Here is a 17,840-nt window from a genome sequence, read left to right as displayed (position 1 = left end):
CCTGCCGGAGAGGAATCCGGCACAGATGACCGCAACGCCGATGCTGGATACCTACCGCGAAGTGGTCACGCCCGAAGGCGTGCCGTTGCAGCTGCGTGCCGCCGGCCCACTGCCGCGTGCGCTGGCCTGGCTGATTGATTTCGCGATCCGCGCGGCCGTGCTGATCGTGCTGGCCTTCCCGCTGGCACTGCTGGATGAGTTCGGGCGCGGGCTGCACCTGGCGCTGATGTTCCTGCTCTACTGGGCCTACACCATCGTGCAGGAAGCGATCTGGGGCCAGACCCTGGGCAAGCGGGCGATGGGCCTGCGGGTGATCGCCCGCGATGGGGCACCGGTGGGCTGGAGCGGATCGGTCACGCGCAACCTGCTGCGCACCGTGGACATGCTGCCGTTTGGCTACGCGCTGGGCCTGCTCAGCAGCCTGTTCGATGCGAATGGACGGCGGCTGGGCGATCTGGTCGCCGGCACGCTGGTGGTGCACGGCGATGCGCGCATCCGTGCGCCGGCCGCCACCATCGACAGCGCGCTGCCGCCGCCGGTTGCGCTGCAACCGCTGGAACAATCGGCGGTGATCGCCTTCGCCGAACGCGCCCCGCTGCTGGCACCGGCCCGCCAACAGGAACTGGCAGCCATCGCCAGCCCACTGACCCAAGCCAACGGGCAGGTCGGCGTGCTGCGCCTGTATGCCATGGCCAACTGGTTGCTGGGACGGCGATGAAACAGGAACAGTTCGTCAGCCGTTACCAACCCGAATGGCAGGCCCTGGAAGCCTGGCTGGAGCAGCGCGCGCACCTGGGCCGCCGCCGTCGCGCGCGTGCGCCGGTGGATCCTGCGTTGCCCGCCGATGCGGAGTTCCCGCAGCGCTACCGGCGCCTGTGCCAGCAGCTGGCGCTGGCCCGCCAGCGCGGCTACAGCCCGCAGCTGGTGGAGCACCTGCAGCAGTTGATGCAGCGCGGCCACACGCTGCTGTACCGCACGCCGGCATTCCGCTGGCGCGGTGTGCTGGAGTTCCTGCTCGCCGATTTCCCGCAGCTGGTACGCAGCCAGGCCACGGTGATGTGGGTGGCGCTGGCCTTGTTCGCGGTACCGCTGGTGGGCAGCTTCGTGGCCGTGCAACTGCGGCCGGACCTGGTCCACCTGTTGATGGACAACGCACGCCTGGCGCAGGTGGAACGCATGTACGACCCGTCATCACCCAACCTGGGCCGCGACAGTGGCACCGACTGGATGATGTTCGGCTACTACATCATGAACAACATCAGCATCGGCCTGCGCACCTTCGCCAGCGGCCTGCTGGCCGGTGTCGGTACGGTGCTGGTGCTGCTGTTCAACGGCATCACCATCGGCACGGTGGCCGGGCACCTGCAGCACGTCGGCCACGGCGATCCGTTCTGGCGCTTCGTGGTGGGCCATGGTGCCTTCGAACTCACCGCGATCGTGATCGCCGGCGGCGCAGGCCTGCAGCTCGGCCTGCGACTGGTGGCGCCCGGGCGCAAGCGCCGCCTGGATGCGCTGGTGGAAGGTGGACGGATCGGCGCACGGCTGTGCCTGGGCATCGCTGCGATGCTGCTGGTGGCGGCCTTCATCGAAGCATTCTGGTCATCCATCGCCAGCGTTCCGGCCTGGGGCAAGTACAGCGTCGCTGCGGTGCTGTGGACGCTGGTCCTGCTGTGGCTGTGGCGCGGTGGCCGCGGGGGTGCGCATGCGGATTGACCAGCTCAACGTAGCGCTGCGCGCACGCAGCAGTTGGGAGGCGATGGAACTGGGCATGGCGCTGGTACGCCGCCAACCGCGGGCGGCGTGGGGCGCCTGGTTGCTGGCCAGTGCGCCGCTGTTCGTGCTGTTCAATGCACTGGCGTGGTGGCACGGCGATGCCTTTGGCTGGGCATGGCTGCTGCTGTGGTGGTGCAAGCCGGCGTTTGATCGCGTGGTGCTGTATGTGCTCTCACGCGATGTATTCGGCGAACCGGTCACCGCGTGGCAGGCATTGCGCGCGCAGCGCGGCTGGGGCGTCAGCGGGTTCTGGGGTTATCTTGGCTGGCGGCGCTTCAGCCCGGTACGCAACGTGTGCCTGCCGGTGAACCTGCTGGAAGGCGCCGATGCGCCGCTGCGCAGCCTGCGCCGGCGTGCGGTGCTGAGCGCGGCGGCCGGTCCGTCGATGCTGCTCACGCTGCTGTGCCTGGGCTTCGAAGCGGTGCTGGTGATCGGCGCGCTGTCGGCGATCTTCCTGTTCGTGCCGGTGGAACTGTTGAGCGATTCCTGGCGCGCGGCGTGGGAACTGGTGCGGCAGGACACCCCGGCCTGGGCGAAATTTGGATTGAATGGCGTGTTCTGGCTGGTCGCCAGCGTGATCGGGCCGTTGCATGTCGGGGCGGGCTTCGGCCTGTATCTCAACCGCCGCACGCAGATGGAAGCGTGGGACGTTGAAATCAGCTTCCGGCGCCTGCGCGAGCGCCTGCAGCAGGCCGCGCCGTTGCTGCTGCTGGTGCTGCTGTTCTCGCTGCCGGGGGCATACGCACCGGTGCACGCGCAGGACACCCCGCAGGACATGGCCGACGACGCGGCAGCGTCAGCCGAAGAAGAACAAGAGGCAGAAGCAGAAGAAGAGACGCTTTCGCCGATCGATCCCGACGACACGCCGGCTGGCATCTTCGGTGATGCACCGGTCGACACCGCCGGCTTCCGCCAGGCCGTGCAGCGCGCGTATGAAGACCCGCTGCAGAGTCCCACGCGGGAGGTCACGGAGTGGAAAACACGTGAACCCGAGGACGAAGCCGAGCGCAAGGAACGCGAGCGGCTGAAGCGCGAAACCGACGCAGGGAAATCCAAAGAGCTGGTGGGATCGGCCGCGAAGATGGTCGCCCTGGCGATGGAATGGGGACTGTGGCTGCTGCTCGGGGTGCTGCTGCTGATCCTGCTGCTGACCGCGCGGGGCTGGCTGCCGTGGCTGCGCGGATCCGGCCGGCGCAAGGCCGCCGCCCCCGGCGCGCTGATCGAAGATTTGATCACCCCGCCTGAGGTGGTGCCGCCCGACGTGGCGACCCGCGCGCGCCAATTGTGGGATCGCGGGCTACCGCGCCAGGCACTGGCCCTGTTGTACCGCGCCAGCGTGGGGACGGTGGTCGACCGCAGCGGCGTGGTAGTGCCGCCGGGCGCCACCGAAGCGCAGGTGCTGCGTGCATCGCGCCGCATGCCCGACGCGCGCGACCGCGAACTGTTCGGCGCCATCGTGCGCATGTGGCAGTACGCCGCCTACGGCAACCGCCTGCCCTCGCGCGATGCCTTCCAGGCACTGGCTGACAGCCTGCAGGCGCAGTACCGGTGGCCGGCATGAAGGCGCGCGTGCTGTGGCCGTTGTTGATCGGCCTGGCGGTGCTGGTCAGCGTGCCGCTGGTGGTGTGGTTCCTGCGTACCCATGAGCAGGTGAGCAGGACCGAAACGCTGCCGCCGCAGGGCGAGGCCAGTTACAACCCGTTGTACGTGCTGGGCCAGGCGCTGCGCGCCGATGGCCTGCAGGTGCAGGCACGCGCGCGGCTGGACATGGCAGCGATGTCTCCGGCCGCCGGCGATACCGTGGTGCTGCTGCAGGACAGCGGCGAACTGCCCGCACCGGAAGTGGCCGCACTGCTGGCCTGGGTCCAGCGCGGCGGCCACCTGCTGGTGCGCACGCCGCCTACCGGCGAGGATGACAAGCGTCAGGAACCGGCCCTGCTGCAGGCGTTGGGTGTGGGCAGCCTGGGCTTCGGCAGTGCGTGCCAGCCGTTCCAGGTGGAAGGCGAGGACCGCCACCGGGAGTTCTGCAGCGGACGCCGTTTCGACGTCAGCGATGCGGCCTACGCCAACGTGCAGCGCGAGTGGGGCAACGAAGACGGCTACGTGTTTGCCCGCATCGGTCACGGCCGCGGCGTGGTGGATGTACTGGCGGACATGGAGTTCATGAAGGGTCAGACCGACACCAACTCCTTCCTGCCGGCCGCGTTGCGCCCGAACGGGATTCAGACCGCCGCTGTCGATGGCCTGCACGACCGTCCGCACCGCGACCTGACCCGCTACCTGCTGCAGCCGAACTACGGCAAGGGCACGATGTGGCTGGTGTACGCCAGCCGGCCGCCATCGCTGTGGGCGCGTATGTTCTTCGAGGGTTGGCCGGTCTGGCTGCCGCTGTTGTTGTCCCTGCTGGGCTGGCTGTGGATGCGCTCGCAGCGCTTGGGCAGTGAACTGCCCTCGCCGCTGGCCGAACGCCGGTCGCTGCTGGAACACGTGCGCGCCAGCGGCGAACTGCTGCTGCGCCAGCGCCAGGGCCCGCGTCTGCATGCCGCGGTACGTGGGCTGTTCCTGCGCCGGCTGCAGGCGCGCGCGCCGATCGCCGCCGCACTGGAAGGCGCCGCCCAGGAACATGCCATCGCCACCCTGCTGCAATGGCCAGCCAGTCGCGTGCACACCGCGCTGGCCGCGCCCGCTGCCAACGACCTCACCGCCCTGAAAGAGCGGATTGCCCTCCTGCTGCAGATGAGACGCCTGCTATGACCGAACTGGAAAACACCCCTACGACCCCGCCACCGCTGGGTGGACCTTCGCCGGTTGCCGGTGACCTGGTCGAACGCGTGGACGCGATCCGCGAAGCGGTCGGCCATGCCTTCATCGGTCAACAGGACGTGCTCGACCAGATCCTGATCGCGCTGCTGGCCGGTGGCCACGTGCTCATCGAAGGCGTGCCCGGACTGGGCAAGACGCTGCTGGTGCGCGCGCTGGCACAGGCGCTGGAGCTGGACCACGGCCGGGTGCAGTTCACCCCCGACCTGATGCCAAGCGATGTCAGCGGCCATGCGGTGTACGACCCCAAGAGCGAGAGCTTCAAGATCCGCCGCGGACCGGTGTTCACCAACCTGCTGCTGGCCGATGAGATCAACCGCGCGCCGGCCAAGACCCAGTCGGCGCTGCTGGAAGTGATGCAGGAAGGCCAGGTCACCATCGAAGGCAAGTCCTTCCCGCTGGCACCGCCCTTCATGGCGCTGGCCACGCAGAATCCGGTGGAGCAGGAAGGCACCTACCCGCTGCCGGAAGCGCAGTTGGACCGCTTCCTGCTGAAGATCATCATCGATTACCCGGCGCTGGAGGAAGAGAAGCGCATGGTCGATGCAGTCACCACTGGCCGCAGCGCCAGCGACTTCGACCTGCAGCGGGTGCCGCGGGTGCTCAGCGCCGGCGAAGTGGTCGCGCTGCAGCAGGCCACGGCCGCCATCACCGTGGACGCCGAAGTGATCGACTACGCGGTGCGGATCGTCGCCGCCACCCGGAAATGGCCGGGCATCGCACTCGGCGCGGGGCCGCGCGGCAGCATCGCGCTGGTGCGTGCAGCGCGTGCACAGGCGCTGTTGTCCGGACGCGATTTCGTCACCCCCGACGACGTGCGCGATATCGCACGCCCCGCACTGCGCCATCGCATCGCGCTGGCACCGGAGCTGCAGATCGAAGGCCAGGATGCCGACGATGTGCTTTCGGCCCTGCTGGCCAAGGTGGACGCGCCGCGCCGATGAGGCCTGCCCTGCCCCTGCTGTGGCTGCTGCTGGCCTGGGCCGGCGTGGGTGGTGCGGTGCTGGCCGGCTGGCTGCCGCGCTGGGGCTGGTGGGCGCTGCTGGCGATTCTGCTGTTGCTCGGGCTGGCCGACCTGCTGCGGCTGCGCCGGATGCCCTCGCCACGCGTGCAGCGGCACATGCCGGAATCGCTGGCGCTGGACGTGCGCCGCGAGGTGCAGCTGAGCCTGCAGGCCGAGCAACCGGTGCGGCTGGAGGTGTTTGATCTGGTGCCCGGTGGGTGGCACAGCGAAGGCCTGCCGCGACGGCTGCGCCTGCGTGACGGCGTTGCGACCACGCTGGCGTACCACGTGCAGCCGCCGCAGCGGGGCGCGTTCCGCTTCGATGGCGTGCAGCTTCGCCTGCAGTCGCCGTGGCGATTGTGGACGCAACGGCGCACCGTGCCGCCTGCACTCGATGTGCGGGTGTTCCCGAACTTCGTGCCGCTGACCCGCTTTGCCTTGTTCAGTGCCGAACAGGCCTCGCGCATGGTCGGCGCGCACCTCAAGCGCCGGCGCGGTGAAGGCACCGATTTCCACCAGATGCGCGAGTACCGCATCGGTGACAGCCTGCGCCAGATCGACTGGAAAGCCACCTCGCGCGCGCGCCGGCTGGTATCGCGCGAGTACCAGGACGAAAAGAACCAGCAGATGCTGCTGATGCTCGATACCGGCCGCCGGATGATGGCCAGCGACGGCGGACTTTCGCACTTCGACCAGGTGTTGAACGCCGCGCTGGTGCTGTCTTACCTGGCGCTGCGGCAGGGCGACGGCGTCGGCCTGCATGCCATTGGTGGCGAGCCGCGCTGGGTGGCCCCCAAGCGGGGCATGGGCACCATCGACGACCTGCTGCGCGCCAGCCATGACCTGCAGCCACAACCGGTGGCGACCGACTACCTGGCGGCCGCCACCCGGCTGTCGGTGCTGCAGCGGCGGCGCGCGCTGGTGATGCTGGTGACCAACGTGCGCGATGAGGACATCGAAGACCTGCTGGCGGCGGTGAAGCTGCTGCAGCGGCGCCACCTGGTGTGCGTGGCCAGCCTGCGCGAACAGGTACTGGACCAGGCCCTGCTGCAACCGGTGGACGAGACCACCGATGCCGCCCATGCCGGTGCCGCGGCGATGTACCTGGAACAGCGTGCGCAGGCGCATGATGCGTTGCGCAGCCATGGCGTGATGGTGCTGGATGTCACCGCCGAAGCCCTGCCCGGCGCGCTGGTGGAGCGCTACCTGTCGGTCAAGCGCGACGGCCTGTTGTAAGCGGTAGTGACGGCCGCTGGCCGTCAATCGCGTACGACGCCACCCCCGCCGACATGGCTCGGCGCTACCGGATTCCTGCCCGGCCCGGTGCGTCATGCCAGCCCGGCCTTGGTGGGTGACGAGCGTTGGTCGTCACCGCGTTGGATCAGACGTAGATCTGCGTCGGCGCTTCATCGATGATCGCGTGCGGCACGAAACGCGCACTGTCACGGGTGATCGCGCTGTCATCCTCGCGGATGCCGATCCCGCAGGCGTGGTCGCCGATCACCCAGCTGCCGATCAGCGGATAACCGCCTTCGAAACGGGTCAACGGATGCGCCTTCTGCAGGATCGCCGGGCCATCGTAGGGCCCGTCGCTGCGCTGCACGCTGCCATCCTCCAGGTGCATTTCGATGTTGGCGCCTTCGCGTGAGAACAACGGCTTGCGGACCCAGCCGGCGCCCAACGTGCGGCCGTCGTCGAAGTGCGATTCCAGCAGGTTCGGGTGTCCGCGATGACGCTCCCACAGCAAGGGCAGGATGCCCTTGTTGCTCAGCACCGCCTTCCATGCCGGTTCCAGCAGCTGCACGCCGGAAGCCGGCAGCGCGCGGCCGAATTCCTCGGCCATCAGGTCTTCCAGCGGATACAGCTTGAACAGCGTGCCGATCACCGTGTCATCCATCGCGGTGAAGCGGCCATCTTCGGAGAGTCCGATATCTTCGATGGCGATGCCTTGGCCGTGCAGGTTGGCCTGCGCGGCGCAGTCCCGCAGGTATTCGACCGTGCCCACGTCTTCCTGCGAACTGCCCACGGCGCTGAAGAACAGCGGCGGCGGCAGCTTGGCGGCGAGCTCACCGAAACGCTCCACCAGGGCTTCATGCAGGGCGTTGAACTGGTCGGCGTGCTGCGGCAGGCGACCGGCATTGCGCTGGTCTTCCAGCCACTGCCACTGGAAGAAGCTGGCTTCGAACAGCGAGGTCGGGGTGTCGTAGTTCAGTTCGTACAGCTTGGCCGGGCCGCTGCCGTCATAGGCCAGGTCCAGGCGGCCGTACAGGTGCGGCTGGCGCTGGCGCCAGCTGTCGGCGATCCAGTCGCGGTAATGCGCCGGGATCGCCAGCTTGTCCATCAGCGCATCGGACGCCACGACCTCCTCGACCAATGCCAGCGCCATCTGGTGCAGTTCGGCGCTGGGGTCTTCGATGTCCTGTTCGATCTGGCGCAGGGTGAAGGCGTAATACGCCGTTTCATCCCAGTACGGCTGGCCGTCGATGGTGTGGAAGCGGAAGCCGGCTTCTTCGGCACGAGCGCGCCACTGGGCGCGCTCGGCAATGCGCACACGCTGCATCGATCAGCCGCCGAAGCTGCCGCCGCTACGGCGCGCACTGGTGCTGCCGAAGCCGGCACGGCTGGCGGTGGTGGCGCGGTTCGGCACGTTGCTGACCGGGGCCAGGCCGGCCTTGCCGGCGCCGATGCCGCTGGCCGTGTTCAGCCCGCCGCTGCCACCGGGGGCCGCGCGCGCCCAGCCGGCGCTCTTGTCCTGGTAAGCGGGGCTGGCGGCGGCCGGCTGCTGGGCCAGGCCGGCACGTCCGCTGTTCATCATCTGCGACATGAAGAAGCCCATCATCATCGGACCGATGAACGAAGTGCCTGCCGAGGTGCGCTGTTCCACGCACTGCTCCGGCTTGTAATCGGCTTCGCAGGCCGCCTTGTCGGCATACTTCGGCGCGGCATCGGCAGACTGCCGCTGCGCCTCGGCAAAGGCGTTGCGGCACGATGAGGGATCGCCGGTGGCCTCGGTACAGGCCTGCACGGAGGTATACAGCCCTTCCTGCACCTGCACCGGTTCGTCCTTCTGGCAGGCGGTGAACAGCAGCGGTGCGGCGCTCATCAACAGCAGCGCGGTGGTGCGGGAACGTTTCATGGCCTCATGCCTCATGCGGATCAACCCGCCAATAATGCCGCATCAGCGCCGGCAACCAAAGTCGGCAAAGCAGGCAAGATGAACGGCGGGTCAGATCGGCGCCGGCCCGGTGGTTGCAAACGCAACCGGAAAAATTGGGCATCATCGGGAGACACCCACGTCGTACGGCCCGCCCGTTACTGCCAGCCCATGCCCGAGTACCGTTCCCGCACCTCCACCGCCGGCCGCAACATGGCCGGCGCCCGCGCCCTGTGGCGTGCCACCGGCATGAAGGACGGCGACTTCCACAAGCCGATCATCGCCATCGCCAACTCCTTCACCCAGTTCGTGCCCGGCCACGTGCACCTGAAGGACCTTGGCCAGCTGGTGGCGCGCGAGATCGAACAGGCCGGCGGCGTGGCCAAGGAGTTCAACACCATCGCGGTGGATGACGGCATCGCCATGGGCCACGACGGCATGCTGTACTCGCTGCCGAGCCGCGAGATCATCGCCGACTCGGTCGAGTACATGGTCAACGCGCATTGCGCCGATGCCGTCGTCTGCATTTCAAACTGCGACAAGATCACCCCCGGCATGCTGATGGCCGCGATGCGCCTGGACATCCCGGTGATCTTCGTGTCAGGCGGCCCGATGGAAGCGGGCAAGACCAAGCTGTCCGAACACAAGCTGGACCTGGTGGATGCGATGGTGATCGCCGCCGATGACAGCGCGTCGGACGAAAAGGTCGCCGAGTACGAGCGCAGCGCGTGCCCCACCTGCGGTTCGTGTTCGGGCATGTTCACCGCCAATTCGATGAACTGCCTGACCGAAGCGCTGGGCCTGTCGCTGCCCGGCAACGGCACCACGCTGGCCACCCACGCCGACCGCGAGATGTTGTTCCGCCGCGCCGGCCGGGTGATCGTGGAACTGTGCCACCGATGGTATGGCGGCGAAGACCCGCGCGCCCTGCCGAGCGGCATCGCCACCGCCGCGGCGTTCGGCAACGCGATGACGCTGGATATCGCCATGGGCGGTTCGACCAACACCATCCTGCACCTGCTGGCGGCCGCCCAGGAAGGCGGCGTGGACTTCGATTTGACCCATATCGATGCGCTGTCGCGGCGCGTGCCGCAGCTGTGCAAGGTGGCCCCGAACACGCCGGAATACCACATCGAAGACGTGCACCGTGCCGGCGGGGTGTTCGGCATCCTCGGCGAACTGGACCGTGCCGGGCTGCTGGATACCTCGGTGCCGACCGTGCACAGCCCCTCGCTGGCCGACGCGCTGAAGCGGTGGGATGCCACGCTCACCGATGACGCGAAGGTGCATGAATTCTTCGCCGCCGGCCCGGGCGGCATTCCCACCCAGGTGGCTTTCAGCCAGGCCACGCGTTGGCCGTCGCTGGACCTGGACCGTGCCGAAGGCTGCATCCGTTCGCTGCAGCACGCCTATTCGCTGGAAGGCGGGCTGGCGGTGCTGCGTGGCAACCTGGCAGTGGACGGCTGCGTGGTGAAGACCGCCGGCGTGGACGAGTCCATCCATGTTTTCGAGGGCAACGCTCGCGTATTCGAAAGCCAGGACGCGGCGGTGGCCGGCATCCTCGCTGACGAGGTGAAAGCGGGCGATGTGGTGGTGATCCGCTACGAGGGGCCGAAGGGCGGACCGGGCATGCAGGAGATGCTGTACCCGACCAGTTACCTGAAATCGAAGGGTCTGGGAAAACAGTGCGCGCTGCTGACCGACGGCCGCTTCTCAGGCGGCACTTCGGGCTTGTCGATCGGACACGTTTCGCCCGAAGCGGCCAGCGGCGGGGTGATCGGGCTGGTGCACGACGGTGACCGCATCCGCATCGATATTCCCGCCCGCGGCATCCACCTGCTGGTGGATGAGGCCACACTGGCGCAGCGCCGCGCCGACGCCGATGCACGCGGCTGGAAGCCACTGCAAGCACGCCCGCGCAAAGTCACCAGCGCGTTGAAAGCCTACGCGCTGCTGGCCACCAGCGCGGACAAGGGCGCCGTGCGCAACACCGCGCTGCTGGACTGACAAGGACGAGCACGGTAGCGCCGAGCCATGCCCGGCGAGCGCAGCGGAAGGCAGAAGCGTGACGACCAACGGTCGTCACCTACCGAAGCAGGAGCATGACGGCCAGCGGCCGTCACTACCCACAGCCAGGCCCTCCATCTCCTTTTCTCTACTATCCCTGTTTCGCAGCGCGCCACGCAGGTACAAAGGCAGCGAGCTGCCTAATCAGGATGACCGTCACTCCGCCCGTGACCAGATATAGCGGCCCTATGCGCGGAACCTCGTAGTGTAGGGCGACAAGCAAATTGATGCCCATTGCCGCTGCCGTGCCGACCAGCGTGCCCGCTGCTGTCAGCATCAGGTTCTCAATCAGGAAGTAGGCGATGACATCGATCCTCCGCGCTCCAAGTGCGCGTCTTATGGCAATCTGAGGATAGCGTCGACGTACCCAGAAGCTGGATAGACCGTAGATACCGGTAGCGGTCACCAGCAGCAGAGCAAGCGAAGCACTGAGAAACATCACGGCCATGATCTGGTCGTGCCGAAGATAGTCTGTCCTCATCTCCTGGAACGTGCTGCTCCTCGCGATGCTACGGCGGGGATCGCGTTGCAACAGCTTCTCACGCACCAGTGCCACTACGCCGCCCGATACGCCCGGCGCCACCCGGATGGCGAACATGACTCGGCTTGTATCGGGAATGAGCGGCAAGATGAGCGACAAGCCGTCGTCACCATCTTTCCGGAACACTGGCCGCGCAAGCCTTCTTACAATTCCGACAACGCGTATCGGGTACCGGGCATCAGCATAGATGAACCTGCCAATCGCACTGCTGCCAGGAAACATCCGAGCCGACAGATCCTCGGTAAGAATCACTTCGGACACCCCATGCAGGCCTGCATAATCCTCTCTCGAACGCATGGAAACAAACGCCTCAGGCGAAAAATCCCGGCCCGCGGTCAGTTCGAGCCCAAGCAGGCGAACCGCGGGACTCGACACTGCATAGACTGACGGCTCCGCCTCGATTATTCCGTCAATCTGATCGCTTTCAATCGGCTTGTTCGTGAAACCAGCGATCCAGTTGCGTTCTGACAGAGGAAGAGACCCTGTCGCCAATGCGTCTATAACACCAGGGACGCGGCGCAACGTCTCAATGTCCTCAGCGATAGCTGCGGACGGGACCGCCAGGGGATCATTCACGAACTCGCCGTCAACTACCAAGAGGCCTTCGTCCTGCATCCCGGTCACATGGCTCAAGGAGGAGACTCGGTCCATCAGAAGAGACATCAGATTTGCCACGCACGCCATGGCTACGAGCACCTGCATGAATAAAAGGAATGCCGTGATCCGATTGCGTCGCAGCGATCGCGCGATCAAGGAAACCTGGTTGAAAATCATTCAGCCACCTTGATCTGCATCGCAACGCGTCCCGAGGTCGCGCGCATGGCAGGTAACAGCGCAGCAAGCAGGCTTGAGACCAACGCAAGCATGAAAATTGGGAGGATAAGTCCCGGTCCCAGACGTATCAGCGACGCATAGTCTTCGGGTTGGCTGCGGACCAGAGCAACGCCCAGCCAGGCAACGAGCAGACCGATAATCCCGCCGAAGAGGCCTATGATCGCCGTCTCACTCAATAGCTGGGCGATTATGTCGATGCGCCGAGCCCCCAGAGCGCGACGGATGGATATCTCATGGCTCATGCCAACAAACCGGGCAAAAATCAGTGCACTCATGTTGAGCAGAGACACTCCCAGAAAAGCGATGCTTAGAGCGAGCTGCAATTTGACATCATCCGGCACGATCCGCCGTTCAGTCAGGTACTCCCGAAGACTTGGCAGCCGTGGCGGAACAAATCGTTCAAGGCGACCGACGCGGACCTGAGCGTGAAGATAGTTCTCCAGGAATCGGACGTAGTCTGCCTTTTCTGCATCATCTCCGAGCTGCACCCAGAACTGCAGCCACGAAGATCGGGAGTCTTCCAGGCTGTTACTCGCGACCGCGTCGGACCAAGAGAAGATGCTGCTCGCCACGTTGAGGTCTAGATCTACCGCCAGCGCCAGGGGAACGAAAAAATCCTCTGATACGCTGAAGGCGTCCTGCTGAAGATCAGTGTGGAATCGCGGGCGCGGCTCCCACTTGTCGGCTATGCCGATAACGGTGAAAGAGTGTCCCCCCAGTCTGATTGAGTCACCGATCCGGGACCTATTGAACCCTACCCTCGCGGCCAGTGAACGACTCAGAACCACGACCCGGGCACGGTTGCCCTCTTCGGCCGATGTCCATGCGCGACCGGCCACCAGATCTATCCCAAACATATCAAAGACGCTGGTAGTGGCGTACTGTCCACGTGCGAAGAAAGGAACTGGCACACCCGTTTGACTGTCGACGAGCAGCCTACCGGAAGCAAGCGCTGCCTGTTGGTACCCCGGCCCCTGCTTGAGCAGTGCTCGTGCATCCAGCCAGGTCACGGCAACCCGTGGATCCCTTCCAGCACGTACTGGATACGACGAAGGGAGGATATCCAGAACAGGATGAAAAAGGTGCCCGCTTCGTCCCGGCAACGGATCCCAGGACATGGTGTAGACCACAGTAATCATCGTCATGCTGGCTCCGACGCCCAGGCCAAGCCCCAGCATCAGTGCAATGCTCATGCCTTTGGTTGCCAGCAAGCGTCTATACGCCAGCGTGAGGTAATAAGTGATCACGATCTACTCCAACAGATCAATGGAGAAATGCAGCGGACGTCGGTACAACGTCCACCGGCTCCACTGAAAGCCACGCGGTGGCTGCTGATGTATGAAGGTTGCGTCATCGATGGTGGCGTTCGCTCTTCTGCCTAACACCCACCCTCATTACTTCATGGCCTCGATGGTGTTCGCAAGCGCGTCGCTGTGGCCTGCACAGCAGGAGATTTGCAGCTGCATGTTCGTCGTCTCCACCAGCTCTACTGCAGGACGTCGCGGCTGACCTTTGACTGGCTCAGTGCGATCTCAAACACTGTCGATCACGCTTGCCACCGCTTCATGGAGATTCCTTTGGACTGGGACGCCGGCACACTGGCTGCACGGATACGCTCGGTGAGAATAGACCGTGGTTTTTCGCAGACCGATCTCGCTACTGCCTTGAACGTCAACCGCTCGACGGTCGGCCACTGGGAGCGCGAGCATGGCTTCACGCCATCGATCGTCCATCTTCACCGTTTGAGCCAGGTCATGAATGTCAGCCTCTCGTGGTTGGCAGAGGGCCGACATGCGGGCACTGGTGCGGGAGTGGGGGGAGCGAGGGCATCCCTCGAGTGCAGGCTGCTGTCTTCGTCCAGGAATCTTCCACTCACCGTCGTTGCCAACGTCGTGACATTGATGGAGAGCGCCGAAACGCTTCTTTAGATGCTCCGAACTGCTGACGAACACAGCCCTTTGCGGCAAGTCCCAGGGATGGCAGAGTGCCACCGACAAGGGTGCCGTGCGCAATACCGCGCTGCTGGACTGACGAGGAGCGAGCACGGTAGCGCCGACCCATGCTCGGCGAGCGCAGCGGAAGGCAGAAGCGTGACGACCAACGGTCGTCACCTACCGAAGCAGGTGATCGCCTCATTCCACCGCCGGAGCATGACGGCCAGCGGCCGTCACTACCCACAGCTGCGGTTGCGCCGGGACAGTCAGCCGATGATGCGCTTGAACGGGGGCAGTGCGTCGATGATGCGCTTGCCGTAGCGGCGGCTGAGCAGGCGCGAGTCGAGGATGATGACGCGGCCGGTATCGGTGGAGGTGCGGATCAGGCGGCCGGCGAACTGGGTCAGCGTGCGCAGCGCGTGCGGCACGGCGATCAGGTTGAAGGCGTTCAGCCCGCGTGCCTCGAACCACTCGCTCAGGGTGGCGGTCTGCGGATCGGTCGGCACCGCGAACGGCACCTGGGTGATCACCACCGTGGTACACGCCTCGCCCGGCAGGTCCAGGCCCTCGCCGAACGAGTTCAGGCCGAACAGCACCGAGCCTTCGCCTGCGGCAACCCGACGCAGGTGCTCGTCGATCAACCGGGTCTTGGACATTTCGCCCTGCACCAGCACCTGCTTGCGCTTGGCGGCAGGCATCAGGCCGGCTACTTTCTCCATCTTCCAGCGCGAGGTGAACAGCACCATCGAGCCTTTCTTCCAGTCCAGTTCCTTGCCGAGGTAACGCGCCACTTCGCGCGGGTGACCCTCGCGGTCATCCGGCGTAACCGGGAACGGCGGCACGATCAGCTCGGCCTGGTTGGGCAGGTCGAAGGGCGAGGACAGCGACACCATTTCAGCGTCCTCCGGGATGCCGTTGTCGATCGCAAGTGACTGGAAATCACCGCCGCCGGTCAGCGTGGCCGAGGTCATCACCACCGAGTCCACTTCATCCCACAGCAGCTTGCGCAGTACATGCGCGGCCGATACCGGCGAGCCGTGCAACACCAGGTCGCCTTCGCGCGTGGCGGTGATCCAGCGGGCCATCGGCGGCGCGCCTTCCTTGTCTTCGCGGCGCCAGGCCTGCCACAGGTTGTACTGGCCTTCGACCATTTCCAGCGCCATGCCGAGGTTGCGCTGCAGGCGCTCGCGGGCGGGGTCGTCCTGCTTGCCCTTGGCCACCTGGGCATTGGCCGCGTGCGCCCAGTTGAACAGGCTGCGGGTGTCGTCGGCCAGCGCTTCGATCGGCTCTCGCCAGGCCTCGGGCAGGCGCCCGTTGGCCGCGCGCCACATCGGTTCTTCGTCGGCCGGCGCCGGCATCCACAGTGCTTCGACGTGATCGCGGAACGCGCGCAGCTGCTTGGCCACGTTGGTGGCGACATCGATGGCTTCGTTCGGCAGCAGGTTGCCAAGCCGGTCCTTGTCCACCGCACGGTAGGCACCGGCGATCAGGATCTGCAGGCGTCCCACGCGCTTGGCCATGTCATCCAAGGCCAGGCTGGCCGCGCCCTGGTCGATGGCCACGTTGCCGATGTGGTGGCCTTCGTCCAGCACCAGCAGCATGTCCGAGGGCGCGGCGATCAGCGGCTGGTTGTTTTCGCTCTCGCCGATGGACAGCGCTGACAGCAGCAGCGCATGGTTGGTGACCACGATCTGCGCATCGCGCACGGTGTTGCGCGAACGCAGCACCGCGCATTGCGCCGAATAGGCGCAGCGCCGTCCAGCACAGGCAGAGGCCGGCGTGGTGATGCGGCCGCGCAGCCCCGGGCTGATGGTTTCCGGAGCGTTGTCGATGTCACCGTCCCAGCTGCCGGAGGTGAAAGCCACCGTCAGCCGCGCGGCGATGTCCATTTCAATCGGGGCCAACGGCCGGTCGTACAACGGCTGCTCGTCTTCGAACATGCCGCCCTGCGACGCCTCGCCCTGCGCTTCGGCGGCATTGCGCGTGCACAGGTAACGGGTGCGGCCCTTGGCCAGCGCCACGGTGGCTTCCAGCCCGGTGGCCTTGAGGAAGTTCGGGATGTCACGCTCGACCAGCTGCGACTGCAACGCCACGGTGCCGGTGCTGATCACCAGCTTTTTCTTGGTGGCGATGGCGATGGGTACGCCGGCGGTGAGGTAACCCAGGCTCTTGCCGACGCCGGTCGGTGCCTCCACCACGCCCACGCCGCCGCTCCTGGCCAACGCACGCGACACCACGCCGATCATCTGGCTCTGCGAGCGGCGGGTGGCAAAGCCGGGGGTGTTGGCCTGCAGCGTGGTGTACGCCTTGCGGATTGCATCCTTCAGGGCGTCATCAAGCATGCGCGGCACGGCGACGGGTTCGGTCACGCCAGGATTACCGGTACGGGATCAGGCTGCGTATTGTCGCACGCTGGACCGCCCCACCCGGGTCGGCGACGCTGAACCTGTCAGCCCGCTGCGGGCCGGTCCCTGCGCTGCCGCAGGGACCTGTCAATGATCAGGCCGGGCGCGGCACGCCACCGCGCAGGGCGCGCGTCAGCGCCCAGACCACCAGCACCAGGCCGAAGGCTTCGACCAGCGACAGCGCGAAATGGACCCCGTTGAGGATCATGCCGAGCCCGGTAATCGATCCGTACTGCCCGCTGTTGATCAGCCACAGCGGCAGCAGCGAAGCCAGCAGGCCGAACACACTGGTGGCGGCCAGCAGCAGCAGCCCGGACAGCGCGCCGGTGCGTACCGGCCCACGGGGTACGTCCATCACCCAGACCACGCCGATGGTCAATGCGATCAGCACCGGCAGCCGCACCGCCGCCATGCTCAACACGGTCATCAGCAGATCGGTGCTTTCCATGTTCATTCCTCTCCGGTGAGGCGCGTGTTGCCACGCAGCCCGGCATATACCGCGTCGGTGTCCGGGCGGACTTCGTGCCACTGCTGGAAGCTCTCGGCGGCCTGTTCGACCAGCATGCCCAGGCCATCGACGGTGTTGCGGCATTCGGCCGAGCGCGCCCACGCCAGGAAGGCGATGGCCGCATCACCGTAGTTCAGGTCCACCGCGGTGGTCATGCTGTTGACCAGCGACAGCGGCAGCTTGAAGGACGCACTGGGGTCACGGCCTGCCGAGGTCGCGTTGACGATCAGTTCGAAGTCGCCCAGGTCGTGCAGGTCGTCCCAGTAGCGGCTCAGCGCACGGCCCGGCTCGCCCATCGCATCGATCAGTTCATCGGCGCGTTCCGGCGTGCGGTTGACCACCACCAGCTCGCGGATGCCGGCATCCAGCAGCGAGGGCGCCACCGATCGTGCCGAACCGCCGGCACCCAGCAGCAGTACGCGGCGGCCGCGCAGGTCCTGGCCGTGGCGGTCGGTGAGGTCACGCACCAGCCCGGCACCATCGGTGGTGTCGCCGTGCCAGCGATCGCCCTTGCGCAGCAGCGTGTTGACCGAGCCGGCACGGGTGGCGCGCGCGGTGCGCGTGGTGCACACCGCAAAGGCCGCTTCCTTGTGCGGAAGGGTGACATTGGCGCCACGCCCGCCTTCGGCAGCGAACGCTTCCAGCGCGGCAAGGAAGCCGTTCGGCGCAGCATCGATGGCACGGTAGTCCACCGCGATGCCTTCCTGCCGGCCGAATGCGGCGTGGATGTCCGGCGACAGGGAGTGGGCGATGGGGTGGCCAAAGACAGCGTAGCGATCGGTCATGGAATCCTCGGATGGT

15 protein-coding genes are annotated in these 17,840 nt (G+C 66.3%); 8 read left to right on the top strand and 7 right to left on the bottom strand.

Features of this window, described 5'->3' with window-relative positions; translation table 11 throughout:
* The first annotated feature begins 25 nt into the window (after positions 1–25).
* From ACI2JH_RS03070 to ACI2JH_RS03045, 6 genes are read left to right on the top strand one after another with little or no spacing between them, the layout of a single operon-like run.
* Positions 26–718: an RDD family protein gene (locus ACI2JH_RS03070; protein ID WP_404735404.1), complete on the top strand. Its 693-nt coding sequence runs from the start codon at positions 26–28 to the stop codon at positions 716–718.
* On the top strand, positions 715–1,713 hold the full coding sequence (locus ACI2JH_RS03065) for a stage II sporulation protein M (protein ID WP_349998705.1): 999 nt from the start codon (positions 715–717) through the stop codon (positions 1,711–1,713). Before ACI2JH_RS03070 ends, ACI2JH_RS03065 begins: the two co-directional genes overlap by 4 nt.
* Complete coding sequence (locus ACI2JH_RS03060) at positions 1,703–3,334, top strand: DUF4129 domain-containing protein (protein ID WP_404735403.1); 1,632 nt, start codon at positions 1,703–1,705, stop codon at positions 3,332–3,334. The genes ACI2JH_RS03065 and ACI2JH_RS03060 overlap by 11 nt, the downstream gene beginning before the upstream one ends.
* Positions 3,331–4,527 carry a DUF4350 domain-containing protein gene (locus ACI2JH_RS03055; RefSeq protein WP_404735402.1) on the top strand — a complete coding sequence of 399 codons (1,197 nt, stop codon included), beginning with the start codon at positions 3,331–3,333 and terminating at the stop codon, positions 4,525–4,527. Before ACI2JH_RS03060 ends, ACI2JH_RS03055 begins: the two co-directional genes overlap by 4 nt.
* Positions 4,524–5,537 carry a MoxR family ATPase gene (locus ACI2JH_RS03050; RefSeq protein ID WP_225212042.1) on the top strand — a complete coding sequence of 338 codons (1,014 nt, stop codon included), beginning with the start codon at positions 4,524–4,526 and terminating at the stop codon, positions 5,535–5,537. Before ACI2JH_RS03055 ends, ACI2JH_RS03050 begins: the two co-directional genes overlap by 4 nt.
* Positions 5,534–6,832 carry a DUF58 domain-containing protein gene (locus ACI2JH_RS03045; RefSeq protein WP_404735401.1) on the top strand — a complete coding sequence of 433 codons (1,299 nt, stop codon included), beginning with the start codon at positions 5,534–5,536 and terminating at the stop codon, positions 6,830–6,832. Before ACI2JH_RS03050 ends, ACI2JH_RS03045 begins: the two co-directional genes overlap by 4 nt.
* A gap of 145 nt (positions 6,833–6,977) precedes the next feature.
* On the opposite strand, the gene ACI2JH_RS03040 is transcribed toward ACI2JH_RS03045, so the two are convergent.
* A complete protein-coding gene (locus tag ACI2JH_RS03040; RefSeq protein WP_404735400.1) occupies positions 6,978–8,156 on the bottom strand; it encodes a glutathionylspermidine synthase family protein in 1,179 nt (392 codons plus the stop codon).
* Positions 8,157–8,159: 3 nt separating this feature from the next.
* Positions 8,160–8,732: a DUF1190 domain-containing protein gene (locus ACI2JH_RS03035; RefSeq protein ID WP_319274208.1), complete on the bottom strand. Its 573-nt coding sequence runs from the start codon at positions 8,730–8,732 to the stop codon at positions 8,160–8,162.
* A 189-nt stretch (positions 8,733–8,921) separates the two neighbouring features.
* Here ACI2JH_RS03035 and ilvD point away from each other — a divergent pair, with 189 nt between their 5' ends.
* Complete coding sequence (ilvD, locus tag ACI2JH_RS03030; protein WP_404735399.1) at positions 8,922–10,757, top strand: dihydroxy-acid dehydratase; 1,836 nt, start codon at positions 8,922–8,924, stop codon at positions 10,755–10,757.
* Between the two features lie 151 nt (positions 10,758–10,908).
* Here ilvD and ACI2JH_RS03025 read toward each other — a convergent pair whose 3' ends face one another.
* Together ACI2JH_RS03025 and ACI2JH_RS03020 are read right to left on the bottom strand one after the other, a co-directional pair.
* The gene (locus ACI2JH_RS03025) at positions 10,909–12,132 is read right to left on the bottom strand and encodes an ABC transporter permease (protein WP_404735398.1); all 1,224 of its coding nucleotides are present in this window, start codon (positions 12,130–12,132) and stop codon (positions 10,909–10,911) included.
* Complete coding sequence (locus ACI2JH_RS03020; protein WP_404735397.1) at positions 12,129–13,439, bottom strand: ABC transporter permease; 1,311 nt, start codon at positions 13,437–13,439, stop codon at positions 12,129–12,131. Before ACI2JH_RS03020 ends, ACI2JH_RS03025 begins: the two co-directional genes overlap by 4 nt.
* A 207-nt stretch (positions 13,440–13,646) precedes the next feature.
* Between ACI2JH_RS03020 and ACI2JH_RS03015 the strand changes: the two genes are divergently transcribed.
* Positions 13,647–14,120 carry a helix-turn-helix domain-containing protein gene (locus ACI2JH_RS03015; RefSeq protein WP_404735396.1) on the top strand — a complete coding sequence of 158 codons (474 nt, stop codon included), beginning with the start codon at positions 13,647–13,649 and terminating at the stop codon, positions 14,118–14,120.
* Positions 14,121–14,392: 272 nt separating this feature from the next.
* Here the strand turns inward: ACI2JH_RS03015 and dinG are convergent, their stop codons facing one another.
* From dinG to aroE, 3 genes are all read right to left on the bottom strand, one after another.
* Positions 14,393–16,468, bottom strand: a complete 2,076-nt coding sequence (dinG, locus tag ACI2JH_RS03010) for an ATP-dependent DNA helicase DinG (RefSeq protein ID WP_182656408.1) — start codon at positions 16,466–16,468, stop codon at positions 14,393–14,395.
* Positions 16,469–16,625: 157 nt separating this feature from the next.
* Positions 16,626–16,979, bottom strand: coding sequence for a hypothetical protein (locus tag ACI2JH_RS03005; RefSeq protein WP_404735395.1), 354 nt, complete (start codon positions 16,977–16,979; stop codon positions 16,626–16,628).
* A 2-nt stretch (positions 16,980–16,981) separates the two neighbouring features.
* Positions 16,982–17,824, bottom strand: a complete 843-nt coding sequence (aroE, locus tag ACI2JH_RS03000) for a shikimate dehydrogenase (RefSeq protein WP_191771106.1) — start codon at positions 17,822–17,824, stop codon at positions 16,982–16,984.
* Positions 17,825–17,840: the final 16 nt, after the last annotated feature.

The sequence above is a fragment of the Stenotrophomonas sp. NPDC078853 genome (assembly GCF_044901215.1).
Taxonomy (GTDB): domain Bacteria; phylum Pseudomonadota; class Gammaproteobacteria; order Xanthomonadales; family Xanthomonadaceae; genus Stenotrophomonas; species Stenotrophomonas lacuserhaii.
The sequence above is the reverse complement of the archived record's forward strand: the minus strand, read 5'-3'. Positions and strand labels throughout refer to the sequence as shown.

Bases quoted from the DNA above. Each gene is read 5' to 3' on its own strand.
- ACI2JH_RS03070 (WP_404735404.1), top strand. From the start codon at position 26: ATGACCGCAACGCCGATGCTGGATACCTACCGCGAAGTGGTCACGCCC.
- ACI2JH_RS03065 (WP_349998705.1), top strand. From the start codon at position 715: ATGAAACAGGAACAGTTCGTCAGCCGTTACCAACCCGAATGGCAGGCC.
- ACI2JH_RS03060 (WP_404735403.1), top strand. From the start codon at position 1,703: ATGCGGATTGACCAGCTCAACGTAGCGCTGCGCGCACGCAGCAGTTGG.
- ACI2JH_RS03055 (WP_404735402.1), top strand. From the start codon at position 3,331: ATGAAGGCGCGCGTGCTGTGGCCGTTGTTGATCGGCCTGGCGGTGCTG.
- ACI2JH_RS03050 (WP_225212042.1), top strand. From the start codon at position 4,524: ATGACCGAACTGGAAAACACCCCTACGACCCCGCCACCGCTGGGTGGA.
- ACI2JH_RS03045 (WP_404735401.1), top strand. From the start codon at position 5,534: ATGAGGCCTGCCCTGCCCCTGCTGTGGCTGCTGCTGGCCTGGGCCGGC.
- ACI2JH_RS03040 (WP_404735400.1), bottom strand. From the start codon at position 8,156: ATGCAGCGTGTGCGCATTGCCGAGCGCGCCCAGTGGCGCGCTCGTGCC.
- ACI2JH_RS03035 (WP_319274208.1), bottom strand. From the start codon at position 8,732: ATGAAACGTTCCCGCACCACCGCGCTGCTGTTGATGAGCGCCGCACCG.
- ilvD (WP_404735399.1), top strand. From the start codon at position 8,922: ATGCCCGAGTACCGTTCCCGCACCTCCACCGCCGGCCGCAACATGGCC.
- ACI2JH_RS03025 (WP_404735398.1), bottom strand. From the start codon at position 12,132: ATGATTTTCAACCAGGTTTCCTTGATCGCGCGATCGCTGCGACGCAAT.
- dinG (WP_182656408.1), bottom strand. From the start codon at position 16,468: ATGCTTGATGACGCCCTGAAGGATGCAATCCGCAAGGCGTACACCACG.
- ACI2JH_RS03005 (WP_404735395.1), bottom strand. From the start codon at position 16,979: ATGGAAAGCACCGATCTGCTGATGACCGTGTTGAGCATGGCGGCGGTG.
- aroE (WP_191771106.1), bottom strand. From the start codon at position 17,824: ATGACCGATCGCTACGCTGTCTTTGGCCACCCCATCGCCCACTCCCTG.